General features: G+C 72.6%; 16 protein-coding genes. 7 read left to right on the plus strand and 9 right to left on the minus strand.

Going from position 1 to position 16,278, the window contains the following annotated elements:
* Window position 1 precedes the first annotated feature (1 nt).
* Window positions 2–610 (minus strand): biotin transporter BioY, encoded by a 609-nt coding sequence (locus ACWEPL_RS10015; RefSeq protein WP_452435804.1) that lies wholly within the window; start codon window positions 608–610, stop codon window positions 2–4.
* 103 nt (window positions 611–713) lie between these two features.
* A complete protein-coding gene (gene thrC, locus ACWEPL_RS10020) occupies window positions 714–1,778 on the minus strand; it encodes a threonine synthase (protein ID WP_363973780.1) in 1,065 nt (354 codons plus the stop codon).
* Between the two features lie 64 nt (window positions 1,779–1,842).
* On the opposite strand from thrC, the gene ACWEPL_RS10025 reads away from it, so the two are divergent.
* Window positions 1,843–2,676, plus strand: coding sequence for a MurR/RpiR family transcriptional regulator (locus tag ACWEPL_RS10025; RefSeq protein WP_452435805.1), 834 nt, complete (start codon window positions 1,843–1,845; stop codon window positions 2,674–2,676).
* Here the strand turns inward: ACWEPL_RS10025 and ACWEPL_RS10030 are convergent.
* Genes ACWEPL_RS10030 through ACWEPL_RS10045 form a run of 4 tightly spaced genes read right to left on the minus strand, consistent with a single transcriptional unit; the run spans window position 2,660 to window position 4,753 of the window.
* Window positions 2,660–3,199, minus strand: a complete 540-nt coding sequence (locus ACWEPL_RS10030) for an N-acetyltransferase family protein (RefSeq protein WP_452435806.1) — start codon at window positions 3,197–3,199, stop codon at window positions 2,660–2,662. The two genes, ACWEPL_RS10025 and ACWEPL_RS10030, sit on opposite strands and share 17 nt — an antisense overlap.
* A gap of 31 nt (window positions 3,200–3,230) precedes the next feature.
* On the minus strand, window positions 3,231–3,797 hold the full coding sequence (locus ACWEPL_RS10035; RefSeq protein ID WP_452435807.1) for a helix-turn-helix domain-containing protein: 567 nt from the start codon (window positions 3,795–3,797) through the stop codon (window positions 3,231–3,233).
* 27 nt (window positions 3,798–3,824) lie between these two features.
* A complete protein-coding gene (locus ACWEPL_RS10040; RefSeq protein WP_452435808.1) occupies window positions 3,825–4,112 on the minus strand; it encodes a DUF6204 family protein in 288 nt (95 codons plus the stop codon).
* Between the two features lie 2 nt (window positions 4,113–4,114).
* Window positions 4,115–4,753 (minus strand): TetR/AcrR family transcriptional regulator, encoded by a 639-nt coding sequence (locus ACWEPL_RS10045; protein ID WP_363973767.1) that lies wholly within the window; start codon window positions 4,751–4,753, stop codon window positions 4,115–4,117.
* Between the two features lie 118 nt (window positions 4,754–4,871).
* Between ACWEPL_RS10045 and ACWEPL_RS10050 the strand changes: the two genes are divergently transcribed.
* The gene (locus tag ACWEPL_RS10050; RefSeq protein WP_452435809.1) at window positions 4,872–5,855 is read left to right on the plus strand and encodes a DUF1838 family protein; all 984 of its coding nucleotides are present in this window, start codon (window positions 4,872–4,874) and stop codon (window positions 5,853–5,855) included.
* Complete coding sequence (locus tag ACWEPL_RS10055; protein ID WP_452435810.1) at window positions 5,852–6,865, plus strand: nitrilase-related carbon-nitrogen hydrolase; 1,014 nt, start codon at window positions 5,852–5,854, stop codon at window positions 6,863–6,865. Before ACWEPL_RS10050 ends, ACWEPL_RS10055 begins: the two co-directional genes overlap by 4 nt.
* Here the strand turns inward: ACWEPL_RS10055 and ACWEPL_RS10060 are convergent.
* Complete coding sequence (locus ACWEPL_RS10060; protein ID WP_452435811.1) at window positions 6,862–8,226, minus strand: sensor histidine kinase; 1,365 nt, start codon at window positions 8,224–8,226, stop codon at window positions 6,862–6,864. The two genes, ACWEPL_RS10055 and ACWEPL_RS10060, sit on opposite strands and share 4 nt — an antisense overlap.
* 172 nt (window positions 8,227–8,398) lie before the next feature.
* On the opposite strand from ACWEPL_RS10060, the gene ACWEPL_RS10065 reads away from it, so the two are divergent.
* The 3 genes from ACWEPL_RS10065 to ACWEPL_RS10075 all read left to right on the plus strand — a co-directional run bounded on the left by ACWEPL_RS10065 (window position 8,399) and on the right by ACWEPL_RS10075 (window position 11,050).
* Window positions 8,399–9,223, plus strand: a complete 825-nt coding sequence (locus ACWEPL_RS10065; protein ID WP_363973758.1) for a helix-turn-helix transcriptional regulator — start codon at window positions 8,399–8,401, stop codon at window positions 9,221–9,223.
* Between the two features lie 33 nt (window positions 9,224–9,256).
* The gene (locus tag ACWEPL_RS10070) at window positions 9,257–9,436 is read left to right on the plus strand and encodes a hypothetical protein (RefSeq protein ID WP_452435812.1); all 180 of its coding nucleotides are present in this window, start codon (window positions 9,257–9,259) and stop codon (window positions 9,434–9,436) included.
* A 606-nt stretch (window positions 9,437–10,042) separates the two neighbouring features.
* The gene (locus ACWEPL_RS10075) at window positions 10,043–11,050 is read left to right on the plus strand and encodes a hypothetical protein (protein WP_452435813.1); all 1,008 of its coding nucleotides are present in this window, start codon (window positions 10,043–10,045) and stop codon (window positions 11,048–11,050) included.
* 49 nt (window positions 11,051–11,099) lie between these two features.
* On the opposite strand, the gene ACWEPL_RS10080 is transcribed toward ACWEPL_RS10075, so the two are convergent.
* Window positions 11,100–11,327: a hypothetical protein gene (locus tag ACWEPL_RS10080; RefSeq protein WP_452435814.1), complete on the minus strand. Its 228-nt coding sequence runs from the start codon at window positions 11,325–11,327 to the stop codon at window positions 11,100–11,102.
* Window positions 11,328–11,439: 112 nt separating this feature from the next.
* Between ACWEPL_RS10080 and ACWEPL_RS10085 the strand changes: the two genes are divergently transcribed.
* Window positions 11,440–13,491: an FUSC family protein gene (locus tag ACWEPL_RS10085; protein ID WP_452435815.1), complete on the plus strand. Its 2,052-nt coding sequence runs from the start codon at window positions 11,440–11,442 to the stop codon at window positions 13,489–13,491.
* Here the strand turns inward: ACWEPL_RS10085 and ACWEPL_RS10090 are convergent.
* The gene (locus ACWEPL_RS10090) at window positions 13,488–16,196 is read right to left on the minus strand and encodes a helix-turn-helix transcriptional regulator (RefSeq protein WP_452435816.1); all 2,709 of its coding nucleotides are present in this window, start codon (window positions 16,194–16,196) and stop codon (window positions 13,488–13,490) included. The two genes, ACWEPL_RS10085 and ACWEPL_RS10090, sit on opposite strands and share 4 nt — an antisense overlap.
* Between the last annotated feature and the right edge of the window lie 82 nt (window positions 16,197–16,278).

The following is a 16,278-nucleotide window of genomic DNA, read 5'->3' on the forward strand; positions in this document are numbered from 1 at the left end:
GTCAACGCCCCCCGCCGGAGCGCAGCCGTTCGCGGTGCACGGCCGGGACCGCGTCCGGGTAGGCCCGCTGCGTGCCCCTGGCCACGCCGGACGCCAGCACCACCTTGACCAGGTCGCCGGGCAGGAAGACGAGGCTGGACACCGCCGTCGCGCCCAGGGACACCCCGGTGACCAGCGACTGGACGGGGATGCCGAACAGGTAGACCACCCCGATCCCGCCCACCAGGCACGCCACCATCAGCGGGAAGATCCCCGGGTTGCGGCCCGCGCGCTCGACGAGCCAGCCGGTCACCGCCGCGCCGGGGATCCAGCCGATCAGGTATCCGGCCGACGGCATGGCGAACACGCCGAGCCCGCCCCGCCCGCCCGCCAGCAGCGGCAGGCCGACGGCGACCAGCACGAGCAGCACCACCACGGCCAGCGCGGCCCGCCACGTGCCGAGGATCGCCCCCGCCAGCATCACGCCGAGGGTCTGGAGCGTGATCGGGACCGCATTGCCGAACAGGTTGAACGAGCCGGGCACGCCCAGCACCGCGATCAGCGCCGCGAACACGGCCACCCGCGCCAGGTCGCCCGTGGGGAACCCGCGCCGCTTCGATGCATCCATCATGGGGACGATCCCACACCAGAACCGCACCGTTCAGGCATGGAGAGATCCCACAACTTTCCGGGTGTTCCTCTGCTAACGATCGATACCTTCTCCACAACTGCGGTCAGGCCGCCAGGCGGAGGGCCCGGGCCACGTCGGAGGCGGACGAGGAGGTCTCCGTCGAGGAGTAGCCGCCGCGCAGGGAGGCGTCCAGGTCCTTCAGGCCGTTGCCGCTGAGCGTGATCACGATCCGCAGGCCCGGCTCCAGCAGGCCTCGCTCGTGCCGGTCGAGCAGGCCCGCGACGCCGGCCGCCGAGGCGGGCTCGGCGAAGACGCCGTCGCGGCGGGCCAGCAGCCGGTACGCGGCGAAGATCTGCTCGTCGGTCACCGCCTCGATCAGCCCGCCGGACTCGTCGCGGGCGGCCACGGCGCCGTCCCAGGTGGCCGGGTTTCCCACGCTGATCGCGCTGGCCGCCGTCTGCGGAGCCGCCACGGGAGCGCCGTGGACGAGCGGGGCCGCTCCGGCCGCCTGGAAGCCCCACATGCGCGGCAGCCGCCCGGCCAGGCCGGCGCCGTGGTAGTTGCGGTAACCGCCCCAGGTGGCGGTGATGTTGCCGCCGTTGCCGACCGGCAGGCAGTGCACGTCGGGCGCCTCGCCGAGGGCGTCCACGATCTCGTAGGCGACCGTGCGCTGCCCGGCCAGGCGCAGCTCGTTGCCGACCGAGTTGACCAGCGCGATCGGGTGCTGGGCGGCCAGCTCGCGGGCCACGCGCAGGCAGTCGTCGAAGTTGCCGTCGATCTCGACGATCTCGGCGCCGTAGCGTACGGCCTGGCTCAGCTTGCCGAGCGCGATCCGTCCCTTGGGGACCAGCACGGCGGCCGTCACCCCGGCGCGGGCGGCGTAGGCGGCGGCCGAGGCGCTGGTGTTGCCGGTGGAGGCGCAGATGACGGCCTGGGCCCCGGCCTCGGCGGCCTTGCTGATCGCCACCGTCATCCCGCGGTCCTTGAACGAGCCCGTCGGGTTGGCGCCCTCGACCTTCAGCCAGACCTCGCAGCCGGTGAGCTCCGACAGGTGCGCGGAGCGCAGGAGCGGGGTGTTGCCCTCGTTGAGCGAGATGGAGGGGGTGTCGGCGGTGACCGGCAGCCAGCGCCGGTAGTCGCTGTCGATCAGGCCATGCCAGGTTCTCATGCCCCGAACCGTAACATTCGTTTCGCGAACCTGGGTAGCCGGTGTTGATGTAACATTTGTCATTGTGGAGAACGATCCGGTGGCCGACCGCCTCAGCGCCGTCTATCCCGAGCTGCCGCCCGGGGAGCGGGCGATCGTGCGGGTGCTGCTCGACGACTATCCGTTCGCGGCGCTGGGCTCGCTGCGGGCGCTGGCCGAGCGCGCCGGGGTGAGCCCGCCGACGGCGTCGCGGCTGTTCGACCGGCTGGGGTACGGCGGGTTCGCCGACTTCCAGGCCGCGGTGCGCGACGGGGCGCGGGGCCGGTCGCGGCTGCTGGAGTTCGTCTCGCGCGCACCCGACTCCCCCGCCGCCAGCCCCGAGCTGCGGCAGGCCGCCGAGGACCTGCGCGCGGGGCTGGACGGCACGCTCGCCGCCGCCACGGATCCCCTGCTCGACGCGTCCGCGGCCCTGCTCGCCGAGGCCAGGACCGTGTGGGCGCTGGGCGGGCCGCTGAGCGAGCTGGCCGCCGAATACCTGATCCGCCAGCTGGCCAGCCTGCGGCCCGGCGCGCACCGGGTGCCCGACTCCGTGCCGGCCCGGGCGCGTACCGTGCTGGATCTGAAGGGGTCCGACGTCGTGGTGGCGTACGACTTCCGGCGCTACTCCACCGGCACCGCCCGCTTCGTCAAAGCCGCGCGCGCCCGGGGAGCGCGGCTGGTGCTCGTCACCGACGCATGGGAGTCGCCGCTGGCCGCCGAGGCGGAGGTGCTGATCAGGCTGCCGCGCGAGGCCGCCGGGCCGATCGCGCCGCTCGCCCACGAGATCGCCGTCACCGAGCTGCTGCTCGTCGCCACGGCCGCCCGCCTGGCCCCCACCGAGCGGCTGGCCGACCTCGACGCGCTCACCCGGACGCTGTGAGTTTCTTGTAGAAGAAGCTGCAGTCCTGGAGCGTGCCGTCCGGGGATCCGGCGTAGTCGGGGACGATGCCGTAGCGGGTCCAGCCGCCCGTGCGGTAGACGTGCTCGGCGGTGCTGCCGGTCTCGGTGTCCAGGAGCAGCAGGTCCGCCCCGGCGTCGAGGGCAGCCTGCTCGGCGGCGGCCAGCAGTGCGCGCGACAGGCCCCGGCCGCGGGCTTCGCGGTGGACCATCAGCTTGACGATCTCGGCGCGGTGGCGGGCGTTCGGCTTGGTCGCCAGGGCAAGGCTGACGGTGCCGGTGACGGGGCCGGTGACGGCGCTCCCGTCGCGGCACACCCACACCAGGAGGCTGCCGTCGGCCACCGCCGGAGCCTGGGACCGCCACCAGGCGGCGGCCTCCTCGTGGCCGAACGGCGCGAGAAAGCCCACGGACGCGCCGCCGTCCACGGCGTCGACCAGCAGGCCGGCCAGCTCCTTGACGTCGGCGTCGAAGTCGTCGGCGGTCAGGCGCTCGATGGCGGGCATGGGACTCCTCCGGGGTCTTTCGAGCTGTGGGTCATGGGAGGACGATCAGGAGGGCGTACCGGACCGGGTCGGGGCCTGGGCAACGGAAGCGGGACGGCCCCCACAGGCGGAAGCGCAGGCAGTCGCCCGCCTCCACGGTGTGCGTGTGACCGTTGGCGGTGATCTCCACGGCCCCCTCCAGCACCCAGATGTGCTGCTCGAGCCCGGGCACCGGCGACGCGTCGTACGAGATGTCCGCCCCCGGCCGCAGCCTGCCCTCCACGACCTCGCCCCGCATCCCGGGGTGGGGCGGCGACACCGAACGCCGGACGAACCCGGACTCCTCATCCCGGAACACCGCCTGCACTTCCGCCCGTACGAGCTGCGGCGGCTCGGCCTCCACCTCGGCCAGCAGCCGCGACATCGTACGCCCGTAGACGGCGCACAGCCTGCCCAGCAGCGCGGCGGTCGGGCTGATCTCTCCCCGCTCCAGCCGCGACAGCGTCGAGCGGCTGATCCCCGAGTGGCTCGCCAGCTCCTCCAGCGACCAGCCGCGCTCGACGCGCAGCTCCGCGAGCCGCCCGGCGAGCCGGACCTCGACCTCCTCCATCTGTCTCATATAAGAGAACATATCCCATATGTGGGATCAGCGGCGACGCCGCACCTTGATGTCGCGCATGTCGGTCACCGCGAGCTGCAGGATCTCGTACGGATGCCCGTGCGCCTCCAGCGCCTCCATCGCCCCCAGCGCCGCCTCGTCCTCGCCGTCGTCGGGCCCGGCGGGCACCTGGCAGCGGAAGGTGAAGGCCGTGACGCCCGCGTCGTGGGTGAAGGTCCCGGCCTCGGTGTACGCCGCGCCGCTCGCGGCCAGCACGGCGGCCCGCCCGGCGTCGTCGAGCCCCTTGAACTTGCCCCTGATCGTCACCCTGAACACGGTCATCCCTTTCGTACGGCATAGGCCAGGACACGCTCGCCCAGCAGCCCTTCTGCGACATCCATCAGCTCCAGCACGGCGGTGGCGATGGCGTCGGGCGGCTCGCCCGCGACCGTCCGCCGGCCGATCTCGGCGTAGACCAGCGCGTGCAGGCACCCGATGTGCCAGGCCGCCACGCGCGGCAGCGGATCACCCTCGGCCGCCCCGGTCTCCTCGGCCAGCACGACGGCCAGCTCGTCGGTCATCCGGCGGCCGAGGTCGTCCAGCCGGGCGGCCAGCGTGGGCGCGGCCCGCATCATCTCCAGCACCCGCCCGAACCCCTCCGTCAGCCCCACCTGGCGCTCGCGCCCACGCACCTCCGCACGCAGCCGCGCCAGCACCGCCCCGGCCGCCGACTGGCCGGGCGGGCGCTCCCGCACGATGTCGGCCAGCCGGTGCGGCGAGGCCTCCTCCGGCGGCAGGACGAGGTCCTCCTTGGCCGGGAAGTAGTTGTAGACGGTGTTCACCGACACCTCGGCGGCCGCCGCGACCTCGGCGATCGTGACGTGCTCGAAGCCGCGCTCCACGAACAGGCCGATGGCCACGCCGATGATGCGCTGCCGGGTCTGCCGCTTCTTCCGCTCCCGGAGCCCCTCCACCATGCCTGGAGTCTACTCCAAATTTGGAGTCCATTGCAGTTTTCTGGGCCGGATGGACAGCGCCGAACGCGACATGATCACATTGGGCTCGCTCACTCGCCTAAGTGTTCGGAGCGGACCCATGGTCAAGCGCAATATCCTCCGGTCTTTAGCCCTTGCGGCCCTCTTCCTGAGCGTGACCGCTCCGGGCGCCGCGGCGGACGACAAGCCCGCCGACCCGACATATCCGGGACCGGTCTACAAGACGGTCACCGATCGGAACGGCCTGCTCTCGCTCCAGACCTTCGGCCGTCCCGACGGCAAGGACATGGTCTTCCGGATCTCCGGCAGCGTGTACGCCAACATCGAGGGCAACAGCCTGGACCCGGCGATGCGGCACGGGCAGAAACTGTTCAACATCGAGGGCTACAACATCAGGCGCCTGTACCGGGTGCCGGACACGACGCAGCTCTACCAGCTCTCCCGGGAGATCGTCTTCTACACCGACCCCGCCGATCCCACGCGGGTCCTGCGGGAATGGAAGAACCCGATCGACCAGAAGACCTATCCGGTCATCCCCATCAACAACGACGCGGTGAACTTCGGCCCGTTCAACATCACCTCCGCCTACGTGGGCCCACCGGTGCGCCAGTTGCATGATGAGAACGTGTGGACCAGTGACATCCCCGTACGCTCCGACTTCGGCACCGCGCTCGGCGAGCGGTTCGGCCTGGTGGGCGGCGTGTACGCGGCCCAGGAGATGTTCGACTTCTCCGTGGACGAGCGCGAGGCGGCCGCCAGGACCGTTCCGGGCACCGTCCCCTCCGGGGCCATGGAGACGAAGATCAGCTGGGCGCGGACGAGCCCGTGGGCGCCGTTCATGTGCCTGGCCGAGAGCGACGTACGCGGCCAGCTCACCTACCACGCCCGCAGCTGGTCCCTGAGCTCCTACGCCGAGATCGAGCCGTGGCTGCGCGCCGAGGTCGAGGCGAACCACCCGCTCTTCACGGCCGCCCCCACCGCGCCCGGCGCCAGCGAGAACTCCTGGAGCTCCTTCTACAACAAGCAGCTCGGCAAGGGCGCCACCACCTGGTCTGGCTGGTGTGCGGCCAACGGGCGCTCGTGACCGCCTACACGGCCCTGGCGCTCCAGATGGAGACCAGGGCCGTCAACGCCGCCGCCGACCCGAGGACCGCCATCCGCGCCGCCATCGAGCGGATCGGCGAGCAGGTCGGCGGCAGCAAGGCCTGGCTCGGCCGCGATCTCCGCCTGGTGGTGCTGCCCGAGTACGTGCTGACCGGCTTCCCGATGCGCGAGAGCTTCGCCGAGTGGCGCGACAAGGCCGCGCTCGACCCCGGCGGCTCGGAGTACGAGGCGCTGGCCGGGATCGCCGCCCGGCACGAGGTCTACCTGTGCGTGAACGCCTATGAGCGCGACGAGCACTTCCCCGAGCTGTACTTCCAGGCGTCGGTGATCCTCTCCCCGCAGGGTGCGCCGGTCCTGCGCTACCGCAGGCTGCACTCGATGTTCACGCCGAGCCCGTACGACGTGTGGGAGCGCTACCTGGAGGTCTACGGCATCGACGGGGTGCTGCCGGTGGCCCGCACCGAGATCGGCAACCTGGCGGTGCTGGCCTCGGAGGAGATCCTCATGCCCGAGCTGGCCCGCGCGCTGGCCCTGCGCGGCGCCGAGATCTTCTGCCACCCCACCTCCGAGGCCTCCTCACCGGCGCTGACCCCGAAGGCGATCGCCCGCCGCGCCAGGGCCGCCGAGAACCTGGCCTACGTGGTCTCGGCCAACAGCGGCGGCCTTAGGGGCATCCCGATCCCCGGCGACTCCACCAACGGCGGCTCGGAGGTCCTCGACCACCAGGGACGCGTGCTCGCCCAGGCGGGCGCGGGCGAGTCGCTGGTGGCCGCCGCCGAGCTGGACGTGGGCGCGCTGCGCCGGCTGCGGCGGCGGCCCGGCATGGGCAACCTGCTGAGCAGGGTGAAGACGGGGCTGTGGGCCGAGGAGTACGCCAGGCACGACGGGGAGCGGCCCGGCGGGCTGTCGCAGGGCGCGCGCGATCGGGCCTGGTTCGCCGCCCGGCAGGTCGAGGCGATCGAGCGCCTGTACGGCCCGGGCGGCTACTAGGCGACAGCGCTCACGCGTTCCGTCTGATCGACCGGAGGGGGGTCGAGCAGCGGGAGCCGCAGGACGAAGCTGGCGCCGCGCGGCGCATCCTCGACCTTGAGCGTCCCGCCATGGCTCTGGGCGATGTCGCGGGAGATGGCCAGGCCGAGCCCGCTGCCGCCGGCGTCGCGGTGGCGGGCGTCGTCGAGGCGGGTGAACCGCTCGAAGACCCGCTCGCGGTCGGCGGGCGCGATGCCGGCGCCGTCGTCCGCCACCGTCACCACGGCCTCGCCGTCCGAGGCTGCCACGAGGACGTCCACGGCGCTGCCGGCGTGCCGGATCGCGTTGCTCACCAGGTTGGCGAGCAGCCGGGCGAGCTGGATGCGGGACCCGCGGACCCAGACGTCCGAGGCCGCGTGGACGCGTACGGGCACGCGGCCCGCGCGCGGCGCCTCCTGGCTCACCAGCCGCCCGAGGTCGATGAGCTCGGGCGGCGCCGGGTCGCCGGCCCCGAGCCGCGCGAGCGCCAGCAGGTCGCCGACGATGGCGTCGAGCCGGTCGGTGACCGACAGGGCCGAGCGGATGGTCTTGTGCGGATCGATCTCGCCGGGGTGGAGCAGCGCCTCCTCCAGTTGCGCCCGCAGGCCGGCGATCGGGTTCCTGAGCTCGTGCGACGTGCTGGAGGCGAACCTGCGCTGCTGCGCCACCGCCTCGTCGAGCCGGTCCAGGGTCTGGTTGGCGGTACGGACGAGCATGGCGACCTCGTCGTCGCCCGGCGGCACGGGGATGCTCAGGCTGAGGTCGCTGACGGTGATCTCGGCCAGGCGCACGCGGATCGCCTCGACCGGCCGCAGCGTGCGGCCCACCGTTCTCCAGGAGGTCCAGGAGACGATCGCGAGGAGGACGAGGGCCGCCGCCGTGAGCGCGTACTCCAGGTTGTGGCCGCGCAGCAGGGCCGGCTCCCGGCGCTCCGCCAGCAGGACCTGGGCGCCGGCCGCCGTGGTGATCCGGATGGCCACCAGGAGGCGGCACCCATCGCTCCGCCGCTGGACGCGATCGTCGACGGGTGGTCGCAGCGTGCTCAGCGCCGAGCGCGCGAGGGCGGAGTGGCTGGCGGCGAGGACCCGGCCGCGCGCGTCGACCAGCTGAATGAGAGCCAGGTCGCCCGAGGTGGGTATGACCTTGGGGATCGTGCCGGCGCGGGCCGCCGCACTCCACCGGCTGGCGACCTGTTCGACCCGGTTGAAGGCGTCGTCCTGGATGCGGTAGCGGATGGCCAGCGAGGAGGTGACGCCCACCACGGCCAGCGCGACCAGGGCGAGCAGCGACGCGGCCACGGTACAGCGCGCTCGGATGGACCGGGGGCGAGGGATCACGGTCATCGTTTCCTTTCCGTCACTGCGACGGTAAGGCGGGACGATGCTGAGGAGGGTAGGCGCGTGACACCCAGGAAATTCGCATACCTGGATGAATGCCGACGGATGCGGCAATGCCGTCTCAGCCTGGTAGTGACACGCCCACCCTGGCGCTCAAATCCCGACATATCGTACTTAAATGGACAGCACTAAGTTGTTGGGCGAGTTCCTGCGCGCACGGAGAGAGGTCATGACTCCCGCGCAGGCGGGGCTCCTCGACGGGGGCCCGCGCCGGACCCCGGGGTTGCGGCGCGAGGAGGTGGCGATGCTGGCCCACGTCAGCACGGATTACTACATCCGCCTCGAACAGGGCAGGGAGCGCCACCCGTCCGAGCGCGTGCTCGGAGCCCTTGCCCAGGTGTTCGGGCTGACTCTCGAGGCCACGGCCCACATGCACGCACTGGCCCATCCCATGCTCCAGCCCCGGCGGTCGCCGGCCCGGCGGGTCAGCCCTGCGCTGCGCACGCTGATCGGCGGCTGGCCCGTCACGCCCGCGCTGATCTGCGACGACCTCATGAACATCCTCGCCGCGAACTCCCTCGCCGACGCCCTGTACGGCGGGTTCGAGGACCGCGACAACCTGCTCCGCATGATCTTCCTGGATCCCGCGGCCCGCGAGTTCTATCCCGAGTGGGAGAAGTCGGCCCGTTCCAAGGTCGCCCACCTGCGCCTCGTCGCCGGGTCGCAGCTCGACGACCCCCGCCTGACCGAGCTCGTGGGAGAGTTGTCCGTCAAGAGCTCCGACTTCCGGAGGCTGTGGGCCCGCCACGATGTCTCGCCCAAGGTGGCCGAGGTCAAGCGCATGTGCCACCGGGAGGTCGGGGAGCTGGAGCTGACCTGCGAGGTCTTCTCGGTGAACGGCTCCGACGGCCTACAGCTCATCACTTTGCTCGCCCAGCCGGGCAGCCCTTCGGAGCAGGCGCTGAAACTGCTGGGCAGCCTCGCCGCGCCCGTCCGTGGCTGAGATCGCTCTTCAACGGCTGTCGTCCCCGGACGGGTGGGCCGCGGCGCACGGGCTGTCCTCCCCGCGCTCTACCGGCTGCGCCACGCCGTGGAATGCGGCATCAACCTGCTCGAAGGCAACCGCGGCATGGCAACCCGTTACGACAATCTCACCGTACGCTACGAAGCCGTCGTCATCATCGCCGCGATCAACCAGTGGCTCAACGCCTCATGAAACACGGTCCCGCTTGATCTTCAACCTTTCTCATCGGCCGTGCGGCCTGGGCCGATTCGGCTGAGCTGCCGATGATCGAGGGCACCGTGATCCGCCTGGAGATGGACCATCTGCCGGCGGGGCGATCCCGAAGCCGGTGTGGCTGTGGTGGTCCCGTCGAGGTGGACCGGATGTGGCAGCTGGACCGGTCCGGCCCGGGCACCGAAACCTTTCCGGCCAGGACCGGGACGACCACTCGGGCGGCGCAACAACCGGCCCGTCCCACGCCACGACGTCTACACCGCCACCGGCCTGACCACCGCGAAGACCTCTGCCCGGAAACCGACGACGAGGAAATCCGCTGACCCACGTCCGCGAGCATCCCGGCGAGTCCGCGACGTGCGCGCATGGTGGTCTCCTGTGTTCGGGCGTGTTCTCGTGGCGGGACCGGGCGTGCTCGCCCGATCACCGCCGGTGGACGACAGCGAAACCCACCCCGGCGGGTGTCCAACAGGAACTCGGCCAGACTCGGCCGAGCTCGGACACGCCGAGCAATCACCCGTACACTGTCTGTCGCAGCAGGCGAGGCCGGACGGCCCGGTCAGGAGAGGACAGGGTCCGGGAACGATGAGCGAGGCCCCTCAAGGCGACCAAGATCCTCGGCCCGAGGGCGGGCCGGAGTCGGTGACGTGTCACGAGGACCTGGTGAAACTGCTGGCCGAGCAGTTCGCGCGGGCCGACGTGTCACTTCGGGAGCTTCAGACGCGGGCGGACAGGGCGGGCGGAACGCGGCTGCCCCGCTCTACCTGCGCCGACATGCTGGCCGGTCGGCGTTTCCCCAAGAAGGCGGTGATGGTGGCGTTCCTCCGGGGCTGCCGCGTCCCCGACCATCAGCTCCCGGCGTGGGAACGGGCGTGGGAGCGGGTGCGGGTCAATCAGCTGCCCCCCGGGTCCACGGAGATCGCCGCCCAGGCCATGACCACACCGGGCACCACGGGGACGGCCCGTGCCGCCGGCCGGCGTCGGCGCCGAGCCGCCCTGCTCACAGCGGTGACCGTGCTGACAGCCGCGGTGATCCTGAGCGTCGTCATCGCTCAGCGGGCGACGCCGCAACGCGGCGCCTCCGAAGAGGTGCCCGACCACATCGTCAATCCCGCCCACATCGTCAGCGACGACGGTCGTGCGTTCCCCCGTGGAGGGTGGAGCCGGTTCACCGTGACCGTCGACCCGGCCAATACGGGCGTACGGCTGATCCGCCGGCTGGATGCGGGCGTCGGTCTGCAACGTGCCACCATCAGCGTCAACGGGACCCCGGCCGCGGAATGGCGACCGCTGCTCGAGGACGGCATCTACAAGTGGCGAAACCAGATCGTCACCCTCCCGCCGGATCTGACGACGGGGCGACGCTCGCTCACCATCGTCAACACGTGCGTGTCCCCCTCGGGCTTCAACGAGTTTCTCTACACCGTGCAGCACCAGGTCAACGGTGTCTGGTCGACCGCCGACACGGTCGACATCGGCCGCCATCACACCGCGAGCGAAGCCGCGCACGACTACCGCGTCGTCGGGGAAGACTGGGCCGAGACGCAGACCTTCGCCTATCCGCCGCGCAAGGAGGCCTGGAGCGTCCAGTGAGCCGCCTGTCCCGCGCGCCGCAGTCTGGTCGAGTCGAGACGTTGAAAGCTCAGTGCTGCCGTCGGATCGCCTGCGGTGTCTCGGGCACCTCACTGCTTTCGAGCGCCAGCACCGAGCGCTGTTGCGGGGTGGCAGGGCCGACGAACGTGTCACCCGCCCAGAGCCCGACCGGCCCCAGCAGGCGGAACTCGATGTCGTCCGGCTGGTGCGTCTTCGGGGACCGGCTGTGAGGCGCCGTCCTGTCCTCGCCCGCCGCACGGCCCATGGTGATCATCATATTCATCAGGCTGCGCGGTAGCCGGGCTGAAGTGCAGTCATGCGTCCGATACCCCGGCGGGGCCGCACGTCCGCATGATGGCCCGGAGAACCGGACAACCTCGAGGAAACCGATGGGCATTCAACTCCGGCGTGCGTGGGATCGCCTCGCGGTCCGCGACCCCGGGCTCATGCGTTCGACGACCGCGCTCGCGGCCGTCGCGGGCATCGCGCTCGCCCTGGCGGTCCTGGCCTTCCTGGACATGCCCGCCCCGTTCCTCGTCGCCGGCTGCTTCGCCCCCTTCACCGCTGCGCTGGCCATCGGCGACGGCTCTGCGCGGGATCAGGTCTTCGTGGTCGTCGCGGCCGTTCCCCTGGTGTTCGCCGTGCTGCCCGCGGGCGGTGCGCTGGCGCCCTTTCCCGTGATGGCCGAGGGCGTCTTCGTTGTGCTGATCTTCTGGGCGGTGTACATCCGCCGGTACGGGCCGCGGGGCCAGGCGCTTGGGATCTTCGCCTTCATGGCGTATTTCCTGACCCAGTTCCTGGACGCGCGGGTGAGTGATCTGCCCGGCTTGTACGCCGCCGTGGGCGTGGGCTTCGCCGCCCATGCGCTCGTGCGCTTCGGCCTGCTGCGGACGGGACCCGCGAGGACGCTGCGACGGCTGAGGCGGGCCTTCCACACGCACCTGGGACACGTCGTGCTCGGAGCGATCGAGGTGATGCGGGCGAGACGGGACGACGCCCGCCTTGCGCGGTCGCTGGAACGCCGGGTCGCCCGGCTGCACCGTGACGCGCTGCTGATCGCGGACCTCCTGGACCAGGACGTGGCCGCGCAGTCGCGGGAGTCCTCCGCGAACCGGGTGCTGAGGCGGGTCGCGCAGGCCGAGGTGGCCGCGCAGCGGCTGGCGGTGCTGATCGTCCGTTCCGCCTCGGCCGGGCCGGCGTGCGCACGCGCCCGGGAGCAACTGGTCGCGGAGCTGCAGGTTGTCCACGGCCATCTCATGCGCCCTCGTGACACGGACCACGACCGGGTCGACCGGCAGCTCGGGGGCGCTCCTGTCGCCTTCCCCGACGTGCGTCACGTGATCGGCGAGCTGACGCGGGCCGTGGCCGGACTCGGGCTGGTCGACGGCGCCCCGTACCGGCTGGGAGACGGCAGGCAGCCACCTCGTACCAGCCCTCGCGGGCTGAGGCGGGTCACGACGCGGCAGGCCGTCCAGGCCGCCGCGGCGGGGGCGATCGCCGTCGTGCTCGGGGAGCTGCTGTCCTCCGAGCGCTGGTACTGGGCCGTGCTCACCGCGTGGGTCGTCTTCGTCAACACCGAGAGCTCCCAGGAGATCCTGGTCCAGGGCTTCCAGCGGCTGCTGGGCACCGTCCTGGGCGTGGTGTGCGGGCCGGTGCTCGCCGCCGCGGGCGGGGGCGGCGTCCTGCCGGCGCTCTGTGTGTCGCTGGTCTGTGTCTACGGGATCTTCCGCACCCCGCCGCGTGCGTACTGGGCGGTCACCTTCTTCGTCACCTGCCTGATCGCCATGATGTTCGTCCTGCTCGGCACCTTCTCGGCCGAGCTCCTCGCGCTGCGTGTCCAGGAGACCGTCCTCGGGGCGCTGTGCGGGGTGCTCATGGGGACGCTCGTGCTGCCCACCACCGCGGGCCGGGCCGGCGCGGCGCGGTTGCTCGAGGTGTTGCGGGTCCTCCGGCGGACGCGCGTACGGGAAGGGGGCGCGCTGTTCGACCTCCGTGAGCTGGACGGGGCCATCGAGGAGCTGCGCGGTTCGCTTCGTCCGCTGACCCACCCGCTGAACCCGCGCCGCGCCCGGCGTGCCCATGCCCGCCGCCTGCTCGCGCTGCTGGAGTCGTGTGCCTATCACGCCCGCAGCCTCGCCGCCGTGACCGCCGAACCAGCGGTTCAGCTGGGCGAAGCGGGGTGCGAGGTGCGTGCCGTCGAGCGCATCCGGGCCACGCTTGACCGGACGATCGCCCTGGTGGAGGCGGGCGGGTGGCCCGTGATCCCCTGTCACGACGGCCGCCGCATGCTGGCGCGGCTCGCCGCCGAGCGCCGGTGGGGCGGCGACCGCACCTCCTCCGCGGCGCACCGCGAACTGTTCCACCTGGAACGCCTGGACGAGGCGACGACCGAGCTCGCGGGGGCTCTCGGCGGAGCCCGCATCGGGTGCCCGGCACGTTAGCCGGTCGTGCGGGTCCCCGTCTCCAGCACGTCGCGCAGCTGCGAGCGGGCGGTGACACCCAGCTTGGGAAAGGTGCGGTAGAGGTGGGAGCCGACGGTGCGCGGCGACAGGAAGAGGCGTTCACCGATCTCCCGGTTGGTCAGCCCGCGGGCGGCGAGCCGGACGATCTGCTGCTGTTGCGGGGAGAGTCCGGCGAAGGCGTCGGGGTCCGGGGTGTCGACGTCCAGACCGGCCGCCCGCAACTCGGACTGCGCGCGTTCCGTCCACGGGCGTGCGCCGAGGCGGCGGAAGATGTCGTACGCGGTGCTGAGGTACGGCCGCGCCTCGGCGATCCGGCGTCGGCGGCGCAGCCATTCGGCGTACTCCAGCAGCGCCTGCGCGCGCTCGAAGGGCCAGCGTTCCAGCGCCGGGTCGGCCAGGGCGGCCAGGAAGTCGGGCTCGGCGTGGCCGGGCTCGGCGAGCAGCGCGCGGCTGCGATGGACCAGGGCCCGCAGGCGGGGCGAGCCTCCGCGCGCGAGAGCTCGGGCCGAGCGCTCGACGATCTCGACGGCTTCGGCGTGGTGCCCGCCGCGCGCGGCAGACGCGGCGAGCTCCGGAAGTGCCGGGTAGGAGGCGTGGTAGTGGACGGGGTCGCCGTCGGCGTCGAACACCATCCGCGCGTGCTCGTAGGCCGCCTCGTAATCGCCCTCGGCCAGGGCGGCGACGGCCAGGGCGCGGCGCGCGTAGATGGCGACCGACCGGCTCTCCAACGGGTTCACCAGGCTCAGCGCCTCCTCGGCGAGTGCGCGGGCACCCGCGGCGTCTCCGTGGGAGGCCTGGACCATCGCGTCGACGGCGCGCGCGCACGCGACGGCGTGGGCGAGCCCGGCCGCGACGGACAACTCGGCGAGTTCCGCGCACACCGCCCGGGCCTGTTCCCAGTGGCCGTACTCGAAGTAGGCGAGCGCGACGACGCCGCCCAGCCCGTCGGGTAGCGGTCCCGCGGCGCGCCACGACTGTACGGCCTCCTCGAACGTACGGACGGCCAGCGGCAGCTCATCCAGCACCCAGGCCGCGACGGCGAGCGCGGTCCGCCGTTCCGGGCGGTCCCCGGCCGCGGCGATCAGGTCCGGCAGCCGGGGCACGAGCTCGCGCCCGCCGCCGAACGGGTCCGACACGATCCGCACCCAGTCCCGCAGCGGTCCGGCGGGCAGGCGGGGCAGGATCCGGTCGATCTCCCGCCGTTGGGACTCCTCGCCGGAGTAGAAGCGCAGCACGGCGGCGGTGGCGAGCGCGTCCAGCGCGGTGTCCGGACGCGTGGCGGCCAGGTCGTCGGCGATCGCGGCCAGGCCGGCGAAAGCGGTGCCGTGCTGCCTGGTCAGCGCGGCCAGCCTGCCGACGTGCAGGGAGGCCGCGGCGATCACGGCCGGGTCGTCGGTACGGTCGCGGGCCCGATCGGCCAGTTCCCGCACCCAGGACAGGTCCCCGGTGAAGACGGCCAGGCCGGCCGCGTCCGCGAGCAGCCGGGCACCCTCGTCGCGTCCGGGACGCAGCTCCGCCGCGCGGGCCAGCGCCTTGGCCGCCGCCGCGTAGCCACCTCGCCGACGCGCCCTACCGGCCGTGTGCTCCAGGGCCGCCGACACGTCGGCATCCGGGTGGAGGGTCGCGGCGGCGAGATGCCAGGCACGGCGGTCCGGTTCGTCGCGCAGGGCGTCGGCCAGCGCGCGGTGAGCCGCCATCCGGGCGTCGAACGACGCGGCGTGGTAGACCGCGGAACGGATCAGCGGGTGGCGGAACCGTGGGTGCCGGCCCGCCCGGCGGATCAGCCCGGACTCTTCGAGCGCGGGCCAGGCTTTGTCGTCGGCGTCGGGCAGCAGCGCCAGGACGGCGTCCGGGGGGTCCTCCACATCGGCGGCGGCCAGCAGCAGCAGGGCGCGCCGGCCGGCTTCCGGCAGCTCTGTCAGCCGGGCGGCGTAGACGTCCTCCAGGCGCTCGCCGACCGGCGGCGGACCGTGATCGTCGCGGTCGGAACGAGCGTGTTCGGCCAGCTCGAGCAGGGCCAGCGGATTCCCCGCGGCCTGGTCGAGGACGCGTTTCCTGATCCTTCCCGTCAGGCCGGGCGAGTGCAGGTCGAGCAGCCGCCGGGACGCCACGTCGTCGAGCGGGCCCAGCCTGAGCGTCGGGAAATCCCGGTCGAGGCCGGGATCGCCGTCGCGTGCGGCGACCAGCACGGCAACCGGGTCGGCGTCCAGCCGCCGGGCGGCGAAGGCGAGGACGGCGGCGGAGGCGGAGTCGATCCACTGGGCGTCGTCGAGCACGACCAGGAGGGGCGCCCGCTCGGCGACCTGGGACAGGAGGGTCAGGACCGCGACGCCTGTCAGCAGGGGGTCGGGGGCGTCGGGCGCGAAGCCGAAAGCCCCCAGCAGCGCCAGGCGCTGCCTGTCCGGCAGGTCGGCCGCCTCGTGCAGCACCGGCCGCAGGAGCTGGTGGAGTCCCGCGAAGGCCAGGTCTCTCTCGGATCCGTGGCCGGTCGCGCGCAGCACCCGGTGGCCTGCCGCCTCGGCGCGGCGGACCGCTTCCTCCAGCAGGGTGCTCTTGCCCGTCCCCTCGGCTCCGGACAGGAGCAGGACGCGTCCGCCGCCGGACCCGTCGGCCACGAGGGCGGAGAGCCGCTCGATCTCGGCGTCCCGCCCGATGATCGGGTCGCGCGGCACCCGCTCGTCCATGGGCCTCCCTCCGGAAAACGCCTGTGCCCGTCGGCCGTGACGCGGCGTCGTCGCAGGTCCGTACCGCTTCCTTGTCACCGTA

The organism is Nonomuraea sp. NPDC004186, from assembly GCF_053603495.1.

Excerpts from the sequence above, each read along its gene's own strand:
- ACWEPL_RS10015 (WP_452435804.1), bottom strand. The coding sequence starts at position 610 with ATGATGGATGCATCGAAGCGGCGCGGGTTCCCCACGGGCGACCTGGCG.
- thrC (WP_363973780.1), bottom strand. The coding sequence starts at position 1,778 with ATGAGAACCTGGCATGGCCTGATCGACAGCGACTACCGGCGCTGGCTG.
- ACWEPL_RS10030 (WP_452435806.1), bottom strand. The coding sequence starts at position 3,199 with ATGCCCGCCATCGAGCGCCTGACCGCCGACGACTTCGACGCCGACGTC.
- ACWEPL_RS10035 (WP_452435807.1), bottom strand. The coding sequence starts at position 3,797 with ATGAGACAGATGGAGGAGGTCGAGGTCCGGCTCGCCGGGCGGCTCGCG.
- ACWEPL_RS10045 (WP_363973767.1), bottom strand. The coding sequence starts at position 4,753 with ATGGTGGAGGGGCTCCGGGAGCGGAAGAAGCGGCAGACCCGGCAGCGC.
- ACWEPL_RS10050 (WP_452435809.1), top strand. The coding sequence starts at position 4,872 with ATGGTCAAGCGCAATATCCTCCGGTCTTTAGCCCTTGCGGCCCTCTTC.
- ACWEPL_RS10060 (WP_452435811.1), bottom strand. The coding sequence starts at position 8,226 with ATGACCGTGATCCCTCGCCCCCGGTCCATCCGAGCGCGCTGTACCGTG.
- ACWEPL_RS10065 (WP_363973758.1), top strand. The coding sequence starts at position 8,399 with ATGGACAGCACTAAGTTGTTGGGCGAGTTCCTGCGCGCACGGAGAGAG.
- ACWEPL_RS10075 (WP_452435813.1), top strand. The coding sequence starts at position 10,043 with ATGAGCGAGGCCCCTCAAGGCGACCAAGATCCTCGGCCCGAGGGCGGG.
- ACWEPL_RS10080 (WP_452435814.1), bottom strand. The coding sequence starts at position 11,327 with ATGATGATCACCATGGGCCGTGCGGCGGGCGAGGACAGGACGGCGCCT.
- ACWEPL_RS10085 (WP_452435815.1), top strand. The coding sequence starts at position 11,440 with ATGGGCATTCAACTCCGGCGTGCGTGGGATCGCCTCGCGGTCCGCGAC.
- ACWEPL_RS10090 (WP_452435816.1), bottom strand. The coding sequence starts at position 16,196 with ATGGACGAGCGGGTGCCGCGCGACCCGATCATCGGGCGGGACGCCGAG.